This is a genomic window from Streptomyces sp. NPDC048254 (genome assembly GCF_043201895.1).
Lineage (GTDB): Bacteria > Actinomycetota > Actinomycetes > Streptomycetales > Streptomycetaceae > Streptomyces.
Genome location: NZ_JBICZJ010000021.1, coordinates 126,830 through 143,687, shown reverse-complemented (window position 1 = coordinate 143,687; position 16,858 = coordinate 126,830). Strand labels below are relative to the sequence as shown.

Here is a 16,858-nt window from a genome sequence, read left to right as displayed (position 1 = left end):
CGGCCCCCTGCCGAGCGACCGGCCCGAACGGCTGGCCCGGCGGCCCGCCGACCCCTCCGGCACGGCCCGGTGGGCGGCCACCGCCGTCGCCGGGACGCTGGCGGCCACGGCAGCGCTGGGGGCCGTACGCCGGCTGCGCCGCCCGTAATCGCACGTCAACATCAGGAAAGGTTCCGAACATGTCGACGAAGGTCTCCGACTACATCCTCCAGCGGCTGCGCGAGTGGGACGTGGAGCATGTCTTCGCCTACCCGGGCGACGGCATCAACGGTCTGCTCGCGGCCTGGGGACGAGCGGACAACAAGCCCAGGTTCATCCAGTCCCGTCATGAGGAGATGTCCGCCTTCGAGGCCGTCGGCTACGCCAAGTTCTCCGGCCGGGTCGGTGTCTGCGTGGCCACCTCCGGGCCGGGTGCCATCCACCTCCTCAACGGTCTGTACGACGCCAAGCTGGACCATGTGCCGGTGGTGGCGATCGTCGGTCAGACCAACCGCAGTGCCATGGGCGGCTCGTACCAGCAGGAGGTCGATCTGCTGAGCCTGTACAAGGACGTCGCCTCGGACTTCTGCGAGATGGTCACCGTCCCGGAGCAGCTCCCGAACGTCCTCGACCGGGCGATGCGCACCGCCATGGCACGCCGCTCGGTGACCGCCGTGATCGTCCCGGCGGACGTCCAGGAGCTGGACTACTCGCCGCCCGGGCACGCCTTCAAGATGGTGCCCTCCAGCCTCGGCATGCCGCACTACGCCCCGGTACCGGACGACGACGACCTGCAGCGGGCCGCCGAGGTGCTCAACTCCGGCGGCAAGGCGGCCATCCTGATCGGTCAGGGCGCGCGCGGCGCCCGGGCGGAGGTGCAGGAGGTCGCCGACCGGCTCGGCGCCGGGGTCGCCAAGGCGCTGCTGGGCAAGGACGCCCTCGACGACGACCTGCCGTACGTCACCGGCGCCATCGGTCTGCTCGGCACCCGGCCGTCGTACGAGCTGATGCGTGAGTGCGACACACTGCTCGTCATCGGCTCGTCCTTCCCCTACACGCAGTTCCTGCCGGAGTTCGGCAAGGCGCGGGCCGTGCAGATCGACATCGACCCCCACATGGTCGGGCTGCGCTACCCCTTCGAGGTCAACCTGGTCGGCGACGCCGCGCGGACGCTGCGCCGGCTGCTGCCGCTGCTGGAGCAGATGGAGGATTCCTCCTGGCGGACGAAGATCGAGAACAACGTCAAGGACTGGTGGGAGGTGATGCAGCGGCGGGCCGATGTCGACGCCGATCCGATCAACCCTGAGTACGTCACCCACACCCTCAACGGGCTGCTCCCGGACGACGTCATCCTCTCCGCCGACTCGGGTTCCGCCGCCAACTGGTACGCCCGGCACCTGAAGCTGCGCGGGACGATGCGGGGCTCGCTGTCGGGAACGCTGGCCACCATGGGGCCGGGCGTGCCGTACGCGATCGGCGCCAAGTTCGCGCACGGCGACCGGCCGGCGATCGCCCTGGTCGGCGACGGGGCGATGCAGATGAACGGCATGGCCGAGCTCATCACCATCGCGAAGTACTGGCAGGACTGGGAGGATCCGCGGCTGATCGTCGCCGTCTTCAACAACCGGGACCTCAACCAGGTGACCTGGGAGATGCGCGCGATGGAGGGCGCCCCGCAGTTCCTGCCCTCGCAGTCGATCCCGGACGTCCGGTACGCCGACTTCGCCCGCTCGCTGGGTCTGACCGGCATACGGATCGACGAGCCGGGCGGGGTGGCCGGCGCCTGGGAGGCCGCGCTCGCCGCCGACCGGCCGTGTGTGCTCGACTTCGTGACCGACCCCGCCGTACCGCCGATCCCGCCGCACGCCACCCTCGATCAGATCGAGGCCGCGGCGGCCGCCGTCCTCAAGGGCGACAGCGACCGGCTGGCGATGGTCCGGCAGGGCTTCAAGGCCAAGGTGCAGGAGTTCCTGCCGCACCGGCACGAAGCGGGGCGAGGGTGAGCGACCCGCCGATCGCCGAACGGGTGGACAGCACGGTCCGCACCGTCCCGACGGACGCGCCGGAGGCGGACTCCACTCCGGCCTGGGACAGCACCACGCTCGTCCCGGCCACCGTCCGCTGCGGCGAGGTCACCGCACTCGGGTACACCTGCGCCCCGCCGTCGACCGCGAAGGTCATCGACGACCTGCTCGCCGACGTCGCCACCGGCATGCCGGCACTCCACGTGCCGCGCGCCAACGAGGCCACGCACCGCGCCGTACGCGACGCCGGTCTGCCGGGCGTCTCCGCGCAGGCGATCTCCGCCGTCGACATCGCGCTGCCGTCCTCGACCGCTACCTGGCCCGCACCGGCTTCTCCTCCCAGCAGACCGACGCCCCCCGCCCGCCGGGCCCGGACAATCTCTTCACCCCGGCCGACAACTCGCCGGCCACCGATCACGGCGCACACGGCTCCTTCGACGACCGCGCCCACGCCCACTCCTGGCAGGCCGCACTGGCCCGCCACCCGGCCGTCACGGTCGCCACGGCGACGGCGGTGGGAGCGGCCGCGATCGGGATCCGGCACCGCGCGGGTCGCCACCCGTGAACCCGTGGCGGCCCGGCGGACGACAGAGACGTCTGACTGCCGACAGCGTCGGCCCTCACAGCCATGGGACACGCCGCCATCGCCGGGATGACGGCCACCCTGGCCGTCGCGGCCTCTCGCAACGCGTGGCACCGGTCGGCGCGTCACCGGCGTCCTCACGGACCTCGATCACGGCACGGGAAACCGCTGGGCCATTCAGCTCACCTGTGCGTCGCCGTGCGCCACCACCGGCTCCAGCCCGGCGACCGACTCCTGCGCTACGCCGACGGCATCGTCGAGGCCCGGGGCGCGGAGGGCCGCGAGTTCGGGCGGGACCGCTTCGTCGACTCCATCGTCCGCCGCCACTCCGGCCATCGGACACTTCACGAGACCCCGCGCCGGCGTGCCGGACACCAGGACAGCCTCACGCCGTGGCCGGTGGCGCACGCTGCCGGGGCTGAACCAGGTTTCACGCCGGGCCCGTTGGACACTCGGACAAGAAGAAGAACGGGGGCAGAGAAGGATGAATCGGACCTCAACAGGCCGGACTCGGAAGGAAAGTGATCCGCCGTGACTGCGGAAGTCAGCAACCCGACCGCTGTTCGCCGCCCCGAAACGGGCTGGTCGCGGGCGCGCCGCCTGCGCGGGCAAGGCATACGCACCTGCATGCGCGCGACGCTCGACAACAACGCGGGACGGTTGCGACAGAGGGACGACTGGAACGTCGTACGAGGCGAGGACTGAGCCTCGCACATCGCGGCCTCCGACGGCCGCGACGCCGACGGGCGCCGGTATACCTCAGTCCTCGCCCCCGGCGGCGGTGTGGACAGCGTCCACGGGCCGGGACTCAGGGGATCCGCGCCGACGCAGGGTGACCGAGCGGCAGAACCTGGAACGCCCACCAAGCTGATCAACCGCCGCCTCGTCCGAGGAGTTCCGTTTCCTGGCCGGACCCAGCCCACAGGAATGGTGGCAGTCCGTTTCTCGTTTCGAGGGCCGAGCCGCTGCCGTCGGTCTCGACGGTCGTCGCGCAGGCGGTGATTTCCTGAACGGTCCGGCCCGCGACGCTGGATAGGGTCGGGTCGTGGAGCTCAGCAGCAGGCAGCCGGAGGACGCGTTCGCCGGGGAGGCTCGGGGCGAGTTGTCACTCCGTGCGGCCAGGGCGTTGTGGTGGGGGCCGGCTGGTCTGGTGCTCGGCGTCCTGGGCACCTCGGTGCTCGTCGCCGGCGCGGAGCACGGCCGGCGTCTGGCGGTGGCCGTGGCCCTGGTCCTCGTGCAGGTCTGCGCGTTGAGGTGGCAGGCGCGCGCCCCGGTCGCCGTACTGGCCGCGAATACGGCGACGGGACTCGCGGTGTGGGCGCTGCTGCCCGCGGTGAGCTTGACGGGGGCGTTGCTCGCGGCGCAGGTCTCGCTGTGCGTGCTGTCGGCCGTCAGGCCCCGGCGGGTGTCGGTGCGGGCACTCGTGGCGATGTGCCTGCCGGGGCCGCTGGCGTTCGCGGCCGGCGGCGGACCCGCGGGGCTGGCGGTCTATCTGCTGGCGGTGGTTCTGGCGTGGACCGCGGGGCAGTGGCGCGCGGCGCAGCAGGCACGGACGCGGGCGGAGTTGCGCCGGGCTGTGGTGGAGGAGCGGGCACGGATCGCGCGTGAGGTGCATGACGTCGTGGCGCACACTCTGTCGGTGATGGTCATTCAGGCGGGCGCTGCGGACGACGTGTTCGTCCAGCGGCCCGAACAGGCCCGCGAGGCGCTGCGGGCCATCGAGACGGGCGCCCGCTCGGCCCTCGGTGAACTGCGGCTGCTGCTGCGGGCGTTCGGGCCCGACGAGGGGGCGGACGAGGCTGCGGAGGAGCGGGAGCCGGTGCCCTCGCTTGCGCGCCTGGACGAGTTGGCCGACACCGTGCGCGCGACCGGGATGACGGTGCACATGCATCGCGAGGGCGCCACCGCCGGGCTGCCGGCCGCAGTGGACCTGGCGGTGTACCGGATCGTCCAGGAAGCCCTCACCAACACGCTGCGCCATGCGGTCGGCGCCGACGAGGTGAGCGTGCGCGTGACGGCCGAGAGGGAGTACGTGAAGGTCACAGTGGTCGACAACGGGCAGACATCGCAGGGCCGTTCGGCCGTGCCGGGAGCGGGACGCGGTCTGACGGGGATGGCGGAGCGGGCGCGGCTCGTGGGTGGCAGCCTGCACGCCGGTCCGCTCGCCGGAGGAGGCTTCGAGGTGGCGGCGCGGCTGCCGGTGGAGGGCGCGTGATGACGCTGCGTGTGGTGGTGGCCGACGACCAGGCCCTGGTCCGTACCGGATTCCGAATGATCATCGACGCCCGGGACGACCTGGAGGTGGTCGGCGAGGCGTCGGATGGCCGGGAGGCGGTGCGGCTGACACGGGAACTGTCGCCCGACGTGGTGCTGATGGACGTACGTATGCCCGTGCTGGACGGTATCGAGGCGACCCGGCGGATCGCGGCGTCGGGCAGTGGGGCCCGGGTGCTCGTGCTGACCACCTGGGACGTGGACGCGCACGTGGTCGCCGCCCTGCGGGCCGGGGCCAGCGGCTTCCTGCTCAAGGACATGCGCCCCGCCGAACTCGTCGACGCGATCCGCCTCACCGCGCGCGGCGACGCGCTGCTGGCGCCGACCGTTCTGAGCCGCGTCCTCGACCGGTTCCTGCGCACCACGCCCGACCCGGCGCCGCCGCCCTCCCTGCGGGACCTCTCCGGCCGCGAGCGGGAGGTGCTCACGCTGATCGGTCAGGCGCTGTCGAACGCGGAGATCGCCGACCGGCTGCACCTGTCGGAGGCCACCGTCAAGAACCATGTCACCGCGGTACTGCGCAAACTGGGCCTGCGCGACCGCGTCCAGGCCGTCGTCGCCGCCTACGACCACGGCCTCGTGCAGCCGCGCCGACCCTGACGACCCGGTCTCCTCCTCAGGGAGGAGACCGGGTCGCGGTCCTCCTGTGTTCCCAGTGCCGGCCCGTTCCCGCGGCCGATCCGCGGCCTGCGCGCGCGGCCGTAGCGTCGAGATGTGATCGACGACCTGGCCTGCCTCATGTATCTGCTCGCCCACGACAACGCCGCCGAGGGCCCCTACGACCGCTCCCGGACCGAGCTGTTGGTCCGGGCCGCCGCCCTGACCGACCTCGCGCTGCGCGGCCGGCTGGGAGAGGACGGCGGCACGGTCACCGTGACCGGCACACGGTCGACGGGCGACCCGGTCCTGGACGACGTACTGCGCGACGCCGCCGGGCACGGCTGGAAGCACCTCGTACGCCGCCACCGCAAGCGAACCCTGGTCCAGGTGGAGGACCGGCTCGCCGCGGCGGGAGTTCTCACCGTCAAGGCGCCCCGCACCCGCTTCGGCACCCGGCGGCTGACCGTGACCGACCGTGCCGTGCCCGCCGCACTCCGTGCCCGCGTGTCCGCGGTGCTGCACGGACACGGCCCCGTGCAGGAGGTGCCCACTGCCGACGCCGCGCTGCTGGCCCTGGCCGCGGCGGGCCGCATCCGCTCGGTCGTGTCACGGCAGGACCGCACGGCCTTCCGGGCCCGTATCGACGCCTGCACGAGGTCGCTCGCCGTCCTCGCGCCCGGACTGGAGAAAGCTGTACGCGCGCTGCCGACGACCATGATCGCCGCACAGGGCGGCATGGGCGGCAGCTGACCGAACGGGGAGACGATGAGCATGCACCGCGTCCTGACCGCTCTGGGCTGCGCCCTGACCGCCGTGCTCGCGACGGCCTGGTCCGCAGCGCCGCCGACCCAGCCCGACCGGCCCGCCGCAACGACGGTGCGTACCCACGCCGGCGTGGTGCGGGGCGCCGCCCACGACGGCTACCGCACCTTCGAGGGCATCCCCTACGCGGAGCCCCCGGTCGGCGGCCTGCGCTGGGCGCCGCCCCGCCCCGCAGCCCCCTGGCCCGGGGTACGGGACGCGACCCGGCCCGCGAGTGCCTGCCCGCAACCGGCCGGCGAGGTGCCCGGCGGCAGCGCCGACGAGGACTGCCTCCACCTGAACATCACGACACCTGACGGCGCGGGACCCGCACGCCCCCGGCCGGTGATCGTGTGGCTGCACGGCGGCGGGTTCACCACCGGGGCGGGCAGTTCCTACGACGCCCACCGCATGGCCACCCGCGGCGACGTCGTGGTCGTCACGGTCGACTACCGCCTCGGGGCCCTCGGTTTCCTCGCGCCCGGCGGGCTGCCCGGCTCCGGCACCTTCGGCCTGGCCGACCAGCAGGCGGCGCTGCGCTGGGTCCGCACCGAGATCGGCGCCTTCGGCGGCGACACGCACAACGTGACACTGGCCGGCGAGTCGGCGGGCGGCTACAGCGTCTGCGCCCAGCTCGCCTCACCGGCCGCCGCGGCGCTCTTCGACCGGGCGATCATCGAGAGCGGGCCGTGCACCGGTCGCCCCGACCGTCCGTTCGCCCCGTCCTCCGTCCCCCTGTCCACGGCACGCGCCACAGGCGCGGACCTGGCGGCAGAGGTCGGCTGCGGCTCCGCCCACGACGTGGTGGACTGTCTGCGGCGCGTGGCTGTCTCCCGTCTGCTCGCCGCCCAGGACACCGACCAACAGCCCGCGTACAACACTCCATTGCTGCCCAGCGACCCTGCGGCGGCGATCGCCGCCGGTCGCTTCCCTCGCGTCCCCGTGCTCATCGGCAACAACCATGACGAGGGCAACGGCTGGGCCGCCGGGATCGTCCAGGCCGGCAACCCCGTCACCCCCGGCACCTGGCCCGACGTCGTGTCCGCCTTCTTCCCCTCCCCAGGGCAGGCCAAGGCGATCGTCCGCGAGTACCCGGTGCACCGCACCGACGGGGGTCCGGTGTTCGGCGCAGTCATCGGCGACGCGAACTTCGCCTGCCCGACGGCACGCACCGGCGGCCTGCTCGCCGCGCGAGTGCCGGTCTGGCGTTACGAGTTCGCCGACGAGCACGCCCCGTCGCTCACCCCGGGCACGCCGCCGTTCCCGCTCGGCGCGCCGCACGCGAGCGAACTGCCCTATCTGTTCGACCTCGGCGGCCGCCCCCGCGACCTGACCGCGGCGCAACGCCGGCTGGCCGACACCATGATCGACTACTGGACCCGCTTCGCCCGCACCGCCGACCCGAACGGTCCGTCGTCCCCGCCCTGGCCCCGGCAGACGGTGCTGTCCCTGGCGCCGGACCACGTCGTCCCCACCCGCACGGCAGAACTCCGCCACCACTGCACCTTCTGGAACGCCCTCGGATGACCACGGACACGTGACCCGACTCGGCTCAGGCCCGGGGATCCTTCTCGTGAGCCCGTGACGGTTCCGGTCGCCGCCCTGCCGACCCCTCCAGGCGCGATCACACGGGCGAAGGCGTCCAGGACGTACGCCGTGCCCCGCAGGTCGACCTACGCCTGAATCTGCGGGCCATACCGGCCATCCACGCCTACGCCACGTCCAAGTCGGCACAGGTCAGCACGGCACCCCCGGCCACCATGGAGGCCCGGCACCACCTCCATGGTGGCCGCGCGCACTTCTCCACCCAGCTGAAGTGCCCGACCGCGATGCCGAGTGGCTGGCCGTTCTGCCCCCAACTGCGCTCTTCGTCCAGGCCCTGGGACTAAGCCTGGCGATCGGCTTCGCACTCGGCCTGATCAGCGGCCTGACCGCCGGTCTCCTTGGCCTTCTGGCCTCCCCGGCCGACACCGCACGAGCCGTCAGCCCCCTTGCCATCCTGGACACCGACCGGGCCACCGTCATCACACGAGGCGTCACACTGATGACGTCAGCGATCCTTGTCGTGCTCCTCTTCGCCTACACTTATTTGGAAACCGCAGCTGCAGAGACGTGGAAATACGTCGCGATCACAGTCATGATCTGGCTACCCGTCAGCCCCTTGGCCATCTTCCTCAGTTCCTGGTGCTGGCTCCTCATCACCCGACTGTGGCTGTGTACCTCCGGACGACTCCCCTGGCACCTCATGGCCTTCCTCGAAGAAGCCCACCAACGAGGCGTCCTCCGACAAACCGGTGCCGCATACGAATTCCGCCACGCACGCCTCCAAGAACAACTCCACGCCCCCTCCCCACAGGGACAGTCACCGCCGGACTGAACCAGAGCCGGTCGCCTCGATCAGAGGTGGGGGCGCATCCGAGGCGTGCCCCCTGGGGGACTTGGCGTTCCAGCTGGGCGCGGGGCCAGGGAGGCAACTGCTGCAAGACCCCCTCCATCACGTCGCGAGCGTGCCGCACGTCGTCGAAGGAGCTTCGTCGGCACGGAGGCAGGGCCGCGCATTCGAGGAACCTTGTCGCCGGGTCGGCTGGACAGCCGCGAATGCTCGCTGGTGCTGTGACCGCATAGACACCTCACGACCCCAGGTCGTCAAGCCGCAGCGGCCAAGGCAGTGGGGAATGCGGTGTTCTCATCGAACAGTTCGCGTCGCTGGAGGCAGTGGAACATCTGTCCGAGCATGCGGTTGCAGAGGTTGCGCCGGGCGGCAGCGTGCCAGTCCCCGTGCTCATCGCGGCGGCGACGGTAGTGGGCCATGGCTCCGGGCGAGGCCCGAGGGCGGAGAAGGCCCAGAGGTAGCCGGCGTGGTTGAGGCGGTCGTTCTTGACCCAGCGGCGGGTGATGCTGGCCTTCTTACCCGAAGCCCGGGTGATGGGCGAGGAGCCGGCGTATGCCTTCAGGCCGCGGGCGTCGGCGAAACGGCCGCGGTCGTCCCCGATATCAGCGAGCACCCGGGCGCCGAGCTGGACGCCGAGGCCGGGAGGTTTCAGTCCCTTGGGACTCTTTCTCATCTGCCGAGGGCGAATCCGTCTGGAAACACCCAGCGCAGCGAATCATATGCCTGGACTATCCGGCTTGGACCAGGTCTCCCGCGCCATGGTCACGGATGGATGGTCGGTCTTGCACACGGGTATCGGATTCGTCGAAGGCAGCGCAGGCAGTGTGCCAGTCGCTGGCCATTCCCCACTGACAGCTCGGCGCGCGTCTGACGGCCAGCCATCTCGACTCGGTACTCTGTCTCTGCCGACCGGGTCACACGGTCGCGTCCGGCACCCCGCCGGCCCGCGCGATCCGCGCCGAGTGCTCCACCGTGTCCCCGCCCAGAAGGATCTCGGAGACGAGGTCGTGGTCGTAGTCCAGGCCCAACCGCTCCGCGATCAGGAACGAGATCTCCACGGCGGCGAGGGAGTCCCCACCCAGCAGATGGAAGTCGTCCCGGGTGCCCACCTCATCCAGGTCCATCACCTGAGCCCAGATGCTCGCGATCAGCAACTCCAGCCTGGTCGACGGAGCTTCGAACTCTGTGGCAAGGTCCGGACGTCCCTGGGCGGGCGTCGGCAGCCGACCACGGTCCACTTTTCCGTGTGCGGTGAGCGGCAGCTCGTCGACGAGGAGGATGCGCGCCGGGACCGATCTGCTGGGCAGACGGCACATCAGATGGTTCATCAGGTCGCCCACCGGGTCGGGCAGGGCGTGCTCCGGGTCGAGGACGACATACGCCACCAGACCGCCGCGACCCGCCGCCGTCTTGCGCACCAGCGCACAGGCTTCCCGGACCGCGCCGTAGGTGCGCAGCACGTGCTCGGTCTCGGCTAGTTCCACCCGCTGGCCCCTGATCTTGACCTGGCCGTCCCGGCGGCCGAGGAACTCGATCTGGCCGTCGTTGGTGTACTTGCCGAAGTCCCCGGTACGGAAAGTACGCCAGCCTAGGCCCTGCACCGGCAGCGGCGGGGGTGAGAAGCGGTCGGCGTCCTCCTTGCCGACGCCCCGGTAACCGGCCGCGACCCCGAGGCCGTGGATGTAGATCTCGCCGGGTTCGCCGACCGGGCAGATCCGCCGGTCCTCATCGAGGATGTAGAGGTGCGTGTTGGTGATGGGCCGCCCGATGGGGACAGGGTGCCGCGCCGGGCCGTCCGCCGGGAAGTGCGTCACGTCGATGGACGCCTCCGTGGGGCCGTAGAGATTGTGCAGCCGGGCGGTGGACTGGCGACCGAACTCCTCGACCAGGTCGGCGGGAAGCGGCTCACCGCTGCAGAAGACCATGCGCAGCGAGGGGCAGCGGCGGGCCCCCTCCGCTCGCAGGAACAGCCGTAGCATCGACGGCACGAAGTGGGTGACGGTCACCTCGTGTGCGGTGAACAGCGAGATCAGCGTCTCCGGTGAGGTGTGCGCACCGGGCGTCACCACCACTGTGGCGGCACCGGCATACTGCGGCCAGAACAGCTCCCATCCGGCCACATCGAAGGTGAACGGCGTCTTGAGCGCCACCCGGTCGGTACCGGTGAGCGGGAACATCTGCTGCATCCAACGGATCCGGTTGGCGAATCCCCCGTGGGTGCAGACCACTCCCTTGGGCCTGCCGGTCGAGCCCGAGGTGAAGATGACCTGGGAGGGGGTGTCGGGACCGACGGCCACCGGTCGGACGGGTGTCACCGCGGCTCCTTCCGCGGGCAGCTCGAACTGCTTACCGAAGACAGGCCGTGGACCGTCGTGCGGCACCACGACCGCGGTGGCGCCGCTCCGCTCGGCGATGCCCTCGGTCCAGGCCCGCGGCTCGGCCGGGTTCAGGGGACAGTAGGCGTTGCCGGTGAGGAAGATCGCCTGGACCGTGGCAACCAGGTCGGCCGAGCGTTCCATCGCGACGCCGAAGACGGCCGGATCTCGGCCGCCAGGGAGGGGGAAGGCCTCCTGAAGCGCAGCGCAGATCCCGAAGACTCGCTCGCCCAGGTCCCGGTAGGTCCATCGGCGTGCTCCGTCAATGAGCGCGGTGACCGGTCCGCGTTCCATGAGGTGGCGCCTCACTTGCCGGAGGACCTCCTCGGCGTGGACGGGTTCCACCGCTCCCTGCAGTCTCTCGATGATCTCCCGGTCCCGGTCGGTGCATCGGCCCCATACCCCGAGGTTCGGCATGCCCGCAGTCTCCGTCTCAGAAGGTCCGTGCCGTGACCGCGTCCGCGGCGTCGGCCCCGAGCGGCCCCAGCCGCAGGTCAAGGCCGAAGTCCAGGAGGGCCGGAAGGCAGTCGCCCGCGTTCATCAGCGGGGCGACGGTTCCACGGACGGCCGCCAGGTCGATGTCCGGGTCCAGCCCCAGCGCGCAGATCTGGTCGGCGGCGCGCAGGCTGTACAGCAGCGACGGTCCCAGGTAGGGGAACTTCCGCGCCGTGTCCCGCACGTGCGGGACGTCGAGGCGCCCGGCCCGGTGCAGGAGCTTGACGTTGCTCAAGCCCTTCACGCCCGCAGTGCCCAGCACCAGGCAGTCCACATAGAGCCGGTGCAGCAGCACCCAGGACAGCACGCGGTCGGCGAGGGTCGGCACCTCCGTCCCGCCGACCCCCACCCATTGGAGCTGCTCCCACCACACCGGCTCCGCCGGTTTCACCCGGGTGCCGATGTCGTCGGTCAGCAGGTTGAGGCTGTAGTGCAGGTCGATGGAGAGCTTGAAGTGCAGCTCGCCGTCGAGCACGCAGAACTGGGTCGGCATCAGTTCCCGGACGCGGTCGGCCTCGTCCCGCAGTTCCGGTACGGCGACCAGCCGGTCGTAAGGTGCGCACTGGCCGAAGAGATAGACGGACTCTTCCGTCATCCGGCTGATCCGCGCGGGCAGTTGCCGCACCCTGCCGCTGTCGATCCTGAGCTCCGTCCGATACCCGAGGGACTCCAGCAGTTTGCGCGTCTCGGCCAGCCGGACCCGGCGCACCAGGACGTCGATGTCGTTGCTGAGCGAGGGGATGTCCAGGTTGTCCACCAGATGGTCGAGCACCACGCCCTTGTAGGCGATCCACTCAAGTCCTTGAGTATCGAACGCTTCGGCCAGTCGGGCCAGTTCGGCTACCTGCAGGGCACGCACGGCGAGGCCGATCCGCAGCGAGAGCCCGAACGGTCCCTGCTCGTCGCCGACCCCCGGATGCCGGCCATGAACCGCCAGTGCGGCATTGACCAGTTTGCGACGCCTCAGATATCCAAATACGGTATGTACGCCGCGCTCTTCGATAATACGCCCGAAATGCTCGTGATGAACACTGGAGGCAGGCTCGGGGAATGGTTCAAGAATGGATCGGACCAGGGCAATACGGTCGGCAACGGGAAGTGCCCGCAGCTCAGGCAATCCGGCTCCTCATGCCAGTGTGACGGTCAAGAGTTTTGGAATTCCGTATTCCGTCAGGCAAACACGGTTGAGCAGCTTAGATTTGAGCATCCATCAGGATCAAGGATCTTTTCGGCCATGACACCGAGTGCAGGTCAGTTCCGGCCAACATGACCGACCGCGATTGATCGCCGCTTCGAGCAGTGGCTAGAGTCCACAAAGTCGTCTTCGATCAAGCTGTTTGTCTGCGCATCTCAATGCTCGCGATTCCGCTTACGGCAGCTGTGTGAGGTTTCGAATGGAGAGCTCTCGTCTCGGACCGGCTATTTCGATCAGCAACCTGACGCGAACGTTTCGCGGATCCCAGGGGCGCGTCAAACGGGCCGTGGACGGGTTGTCGCTCAGTGTGGAACGCGGCGAGCTGGTCGGTCTGCTCGGGCCGAACGGCGCCGGCAAGACGAGTACCGCCAAGATCCTGATGACTGTCCTGCTGCCGAGCTCGGGGCGGGCCGAGGTGCTCGGCCACAACGTCGTCACCGAGGCACAGCGGGTACGCCGGCTGACCGGGGTGATCCTGGGTGGCGACGCGGGGCTGTACGCCCGTCTGTCGGGCCGAGACAACCTCCTGCTCTTCGCCGACCTGTACGGAATCCCGTACCGGGAGCAGAAACGGCGGATCCCGGAACTGCTCGAGACCGTCGGGCTGCTGGGCAGCGAGCGCAAGCGGGTCGAGACCTACTCGCGGGGCATGAAGCAGCGCCTGCACATCGCCCGGGGGCTGCTCCACGACCCCGAGGTGGTCATCCTCGACGAGCCGACCAACGGCATCGACCCGGTGGGCGCCCGGGAACTGCGGGGCCTCGTCCGGGAACAGCTCCGCCGCGGCCGCACCATCCTGCTCACCACGCACTACATGTTCGAGGCGGACGAGCTGTGCGACCGGGTCGCGGTCATGCGCGACGGCCGGAAGATCGCCGAGGGCACCCCCGACTCCCTCAAGAAGCGGACGGACGGCCAGGTCGTGCTGACCGTGCACGTCAACGGCGTGGGCGAGCATCACACGGCCAGGCTGAGGACGCTGCCCGGGGTCCGTTCGGTGAGCGTGTCGACCGGGGCCGCCGGCCAAGTGCTCGACGTCCACAGCGGCCAGGACACCGACGTGACCGCCGCCGTGCTCACCGAACTCCAGGGTCTGGCGATCCTCCAGGTGCTCAAACGCGAGCCCACGCTGGAGGACGCCTACGTCTCCCTGATCTCCGGGGCCCGCCGGTGACCCCGGCCCGACTCAGGGCGGGCGCCGGCTACCTCTTCCGGGCGTGGCGGCTGGAGCTGCGCCAGTTGCTGCGCAGCCGGCTGTACATCTTTCTGTCGGTCTTCCTGCCTCTGATCTTCGCGTCGCTGGCCTTCTACATGTTCCGCGGCTCTGGCCGGGACGTCGCCCCCATCGAAGTGGCCCTGAGCGCCGGGTTGATGGGTATGTGGTCCTCCACGCTCCTCGGCTCCGGCAACGCGATCAACCGGCTGCGGCTGACGCAGGTACTCGAACCCCTGGTCGCGAGCCCCCGCTCCACCTTCCTGATCACCCTCCCGTTCGCGATCGCCACCTCGTCCCTCGGCGTCTACGGCCTGGGCGCCACGCTGCTGTGGAGCGCCCTGCTGTTCGACATGCCGCTGGATGTCCAGCACCCCCTGCTGTTCGTTGTGGCGGTCCTGGCGACCGTCTTCGCGCTGGGCATGCTCGGGCTGCTGATGGCCTCCGCGTTCATCCTGTATCCGACCGCGCAGTCGCTGGCCAACTTCTTCGAGTATCCCGTCTGGATGCTCAGCGGCATGCTCGTGCCCGTCTCCACGCTGCCGGATCCCGTCCAGGCCGTCTCCCGCGCCCTCGCCCCCACCTGGGGCGTGTACGCGCTGGAGGGGGCGGCCACCGGGACGGCCGGGGCGGCCGCCCGGGCCGTGGGGATGTGCGTCGCGCTCTCCGTCGTCTATGTCGTGATCACCCTGCCACTGCAGAGGAGATTCGAGTGGTTGGCACGTTCCAGCGGCAGCCTGTCGCTGCAGTGACGTTACGGCTGTTCTTCGTCGCGGGATGGCGTTCCCACCTTGCGCTGTTCCGCTGGCTGCGGCCCTCGGCGTTCATCCCCACCGTGCTGGGCGTGCCCGTGGTCCAGCTGATCTGGTTCGTCCGCCTCGGCCGGTATCTGGACACCTATCCCACCGAGTACTACGTGGTGGGCAACGCCCTCAACGCCTCGGCGCTGGTGGGTCTGTTCGCGCCGGCCATGTCGGTGCAGGGCGAGCGGCTCAGCGGCACCCTCACGGCGGTGCTGGCCACCCCGGCCAACCGCGCGGTGATGTTCGCTGGGCGCATCGTGCCCCCGGTCCTCATCGGAGCGTTCGCCACCGCGGTGATGCTGGTCCTCGGGACCGCCCTGGGCTGGGTCTCCGTCCCGGTCTTCGCGGCCCTGCCGCTGCTCGCCGCGGTCCTGGTCACCGCCCTGTCGTGCAGTGCCTGCGGTCTGGTCATCGGAGCCGTCGGGCTGCGTACGCTGGAGTCCACGTTCCTCGCCAACGTGATGCTGTACTCGATGCTCCTGCTGTGCGGCATCAACATCCCCCTGGACCGGCTCCCCGGGTGGCTCGCGGCGCTGGGCACGGTGATGCCCATGACCCAGGGTGTCGAGGCTGCCCGGCGCGCCCTCACCGGGGCCGGAGGAATCCTCGGGCTGCTGGGCTGGGAGCTGCTCAAGGCGGCCGTACTGCTGCTGCTGGCGCTCCTCCTGCTGCGGGTGCTGGAGCGTAGCAGCCGGGCCAACGCCGCCTTGGACCGCAGGTGAGAGGGGTGCAGCGATGACACCGGAAGCCGGGGAAGCCCCGCTGACGTTCGGTCAGCTGTCCGTGTGGCGGGTCATGGCGGACTGGCCGCCCGAGCGCTGGCCGGAGACCTACCTGAGTACGGCGGTGCCGGCCCCGCCGGGCTGCTCCGTCGAGACCGTGGCCGCGGCCTGCCGCCGGCTGTGCGAGCGGCACGAGTCCCTTCGCACGCACTTCGCCGCCACCCCCACGGGGCCCGTCCAAATCGTCCGTCCCGGGCCCGGCCGGGTGGAGATCCAGGCCGTCGAGAAACCGGGCGCCACCGCGGCCGAGGCCGAGGCGGCGGCCCGCGTGCCGGCCGCCGAATGCTTCAGCAGGGCAACGGAGTTCGCCCGCCGTTTCACCGTGGTGACCAGCGAAGGGCAGCCGGTGTACGTGGTCGTCGTCGTCGACCACATCGTCGCCGACGGCTACGGCCTGCGCCGACTGCACCGCGAACTCGCCGCGCTTCTGGGTGACGCGGACGCCGAGGGCCGACGGCTCCTGGACGAGGACCCGCCGCAGCCGCGCGACCTGGCCCTCACCCAGCGCTCACCGGCCGGCCGCGTCCGGCACGAGGCCGCCCTCGCACGCTGGCACCGACTGCTCGACACGCTGCCTCCGCACCTCTTCCCGGTGCCCGACCAAGCCGGGCAGACCCCCGGGCGCATCGAAGCCGTGCTCCACTCACCCGGCGCCCGCCGGGCGTTGGGCACGGCGTACCGGCGGCTCGGGGTACCGCCCCACGGCATCCTTCTCGCGCTCACCGCGCTGGCCACGGCGGCGGTGACCCACAGCCCGCAAGTGGTCCTCACCCTCCAATCGAGCAACCGTTTCACCGCCCCGTGGAACGGCGTCGTCAGCTCCATGAACCAGTACGTGCCGCTGCCCCTGACCATCGGCGGCTCCGGCGCCTTCGCCACGTTCGCCAAGGACGTCCAGGCGGCGGCGCTCACGGCATACCGCTTCGGTTCCTACGACCTCGACACGGTCGCCGACCTGGTGCGCACCGAGCGCGGGATCACTCTGGGCTTCGACCACTTCTTCAACTTCATGGCCCACGACGTCGCCCAGGACAGCCCGGCGGACTCCGGCCCGCGGCCCGGCCCGGGGCACATCGAGGCGACGTATCCGAACCGCCACATCGGCCCCCGGCTGGACGTGAAGATCCGTGGCGGCCCCGACATGCCCGTGGTCGTCCGGGCCGACCCCCGGCTGATCCCGCAGCCCCGGCTGCATGCCCTCCTGGGCTGGTACGACGAGGAGCTGCGGCGGCTTGCCGATGCGGCGGACGCGGACCTGGACGCGGTCCTGTCCAGATGCGCGGCCGCGGCCGACGGGAGCCTGACGCGGTGAGCGGCACAGCACATCGGCCACGTTCCGCAT

16 protein-coding genes and 1 pseudogene are annotated in these 16,858 nt (G+C 70.9%); 14 read left to right on the top strand and 3 right to left on the bottom strand.

Features of this window, described 5'->3' with window-relative positions; all coding sequences use genetic code 11:
* The first annotated feature begins 179 nt into the window (after positions 1-179).
* From ACGFZQ_RS42130 to ACGFZQ_RS42090, 9 genes are all read left to right on the top strand, one after another.
* Positions 180-1,982, top strand: a complete 1,803-nt coding sequence (locus tag ACGFZQ_RS42130) for a thiamine pyrophosphate-requiring protein (RefSeq protein ID WP_393844883.1) — start codon at positions 180-182, stop codon at positions 1,980-1,982.
* Positions 1,979-2,659 carry a hypothetical protein gene (locus ACGFZQ_RS42125; RefSeq protein ID WP_393844882.1) on the top strand — a complete coding sequence of 227 codons (681 nt, stop codon included), beginning with the start codon at positions 1,979-1,981 and terminating at the stop codon, positions 2,657-2,659. Before ACGFZQ_RS42130 ends, ACGFZQ_RS42125 begins: the two co-directional genes overlap by 4 nt.
* On the top strand, positions 2,632-3,111 hold the full coding sequence (locus tag ACGFZQ_RS42120) for a SpoIIE family protein phosphatase (protein ID WP_393844881.1): 480 nt from the start codon (positions 2,632-2,634) through the stop codon (positions 3,109-3,111). Before ACGFZQ_RS42125 ends, ACGFZQ_RS42120 begins: the two co-directional genes overlap by 28 nt.
* A 6-nt stretch (positions 3,112-3,117) precedes the next feature.
* The gene (locus ACGFZQ_RS42115; RefSeq protein ID WP_393844880.1) at positions 3,118-3,291 is read left to right on the top strand and encodes a hypothetical protein; all 174 of its coding nucleotides are present in this window, start codon (positions 3,118-3,120) and stop codon (positions 3,289-3,291) included.
* A 340-nt stretch (positions 3,292-3,631) separates the two neighbouring features.
* Positions 3,632-4,801 (top strand): sensor histidine kinase, encoded by a 1,170-nt coding sequence (locus ACGFZQ_RS42110; RefSeq protein WP_393844879.1) that lies wholly within the window; start codon positions 3,632-3,634, stop codon positions 4,799-4,801.
* The gene (locus tag ACGFZQ_RS42105) at positions 4,801-5,460 is read left to right on the top strand and encodes a response regulator (protein ID WP_393844878.1); all 660 of its coding nucleotides are present in this window, start codon (positions 4,801-4,803) and stop codon (positions 5,458-5,460) included. The genes ACGFZQ_RS42110 and ACGFZQ_RS42105 overlap by 1 nt, the downstream gene beginning before the upstream one ends.
* Positions 5,461-5,574: 114 nt before the next feature.
* Positions 5,575-6,210, top strand: coding sequence for a GPP34 family phosphoprotein (locus tag ACGFZQ_RS42100; RefSeq protein WP_393844877.1), 636 nt, complete (start codon positions 5,575-5,577; stop codon positions 6,208-6,210).
* A 15-nt stretch (positions 6,211-6,225) separates the two neighbouring features.
* On the top strand, positions 6,226-7,788 hold the full coding sequence (locus tag ACGFZQ_RS42095) for a carboxylesterase/lipase family protein (protein WP_393844876.1): 1,563 nt from the start codon (positions 6,226-6,228) through the stop codon (positions 7,786-7,788).
* Positions 7,789-8,077: 289 nt separating this feature from the next.
* Positions 8,078-8,638 carry a hypothetical protein gene (locus ACGFZQ_RS42090; RefSeq protein WP_393844875.1) on the top strand — a complete coding sequence of 187 codons (561 nt, stop codon included), beginning with the start codon at positions 8,078-8,080 and terminating at the stop codon, positions 8,636-8,638.
* 269 nt (positions 8,639-8,907) lie between these two features.
* On the opposite strand, the pseudogene ACGFZQ_RS42085 reads toward ACGFZQ_RS42090, so the two are convergent.
* The 3 genes and pseudogenes from ACGFZQ_RS42085 to ACGFZQ_RS42075 all read right to left on the bottom strand — a co-directional run.
* Positions 8,908-9,296, bottom strand: a pseudogene (locus ACGFZQ_RS42085) (transposase); the annotation flags it as partial.
* A 271-nt stretch (positions 9,297-9,567) separates the two neighbouring features.
* Positions 9,568-11,445 (bottom strand): amino acid adenylation domain-containing protein, encoded by a 1,878-nt coding sequence (locus ACGFZQ_RS42080; RefSeq protein ID WP_393844874.1) that lies wholly within the window; start codon positions 11,443-11,445, stop codon positions 9,568-9,570.
* A gap of 16 nt (positions 11,446-11,461) precedes the next feature.
* On the bottom strand, positions 11,462-12,382 hold the full coding sequence (locus ACGFZQ_RS42075) for a nucleotidyltransferase family protein (RefSeq protein WP_393844873.1): 921 nt from the start codon (positions 12,380-12,382) through the stop codon (positions 11,462-11,464).
* Here ACGFZQ_RS42075 and ACGFZQ_RS42070 point away from each other — a divergent pair.
* From ACGFZQ_RS42070 to ACGFZQ_RS42050, 5 genes are all read left to right on the top strand, one after another.
* The gene (locus tag ACGFZQ_RS42070) at positions 12,326-12,793 is read left to right on the top strand and encodes a hypothetical protein (RefSeq protein ID WP_393844872.1); all 468 of its coding nucleotides are present in this window, start codon (positions 12,326-12,328) and stop codon (positions 12,791-12,793) included. The two genes, ACGFZQ_RS42075 and ACGFZQ_RS42070, sit on opposite strands and share 57 nt — an antisense overlap.
* Positions 12,794-13,004: 211 nt before the next feature.
* Complete coding sequence (locus tag ACGFZQ_RS42065; RefSeq protein WP_393844871.1) at positions 13,005-13,892, top strand: ABC transporter ATP-binding protein; 888 nt, start codon at positions 13,005-13,007, stop codon at positions 13,890-13,892.
* Positions 13,889-14,683, top strand: coding sequence for an ABC transporter permease (locus ACGFZQ_RS42060; protein ID WP_393844870.1), 795 nt, complete (start codon positions 13,889-13,891; stop codon positions 14,681-14,683). Before ACGFZQ_RS42065 ends, ACGFZQ_RS42060 begins: the two co-directional genes overlap by 4 nt.
* Positions 14,680-15,456: an ABC transporter permease gene (locus ACGFZQ_RS42055; protein WP_393844869.1), complete on the top strand. Its 777-nt coding sequence runs from the start codon at positions 14,680-14,682 to the stop codon at positions 15,454-15,456. The genes ACGFZQ_RS42060 and ACGFZQ_RS42055 overlap by 4 nt, the downstream gene beginning before the upstream one ends.
* A 13-nt stretch (positions 15,457-15,469) precedes the next feature.
* Positions 15,470-16,828 carry a condensation domain-containing protein gene (locus ACGFZQ_RS42050; RefSeq protein WP_393844868.1) on the top strand — a complete coding sequence of 453 codons (1,359 nt, stop codon included), beginning with the start codon at positions 15,470-15,472 and terminating at the stop codon, positions 16,826-16,828.
* Positions 16,829-16,858: the final 30 nt, after the last annotated feature.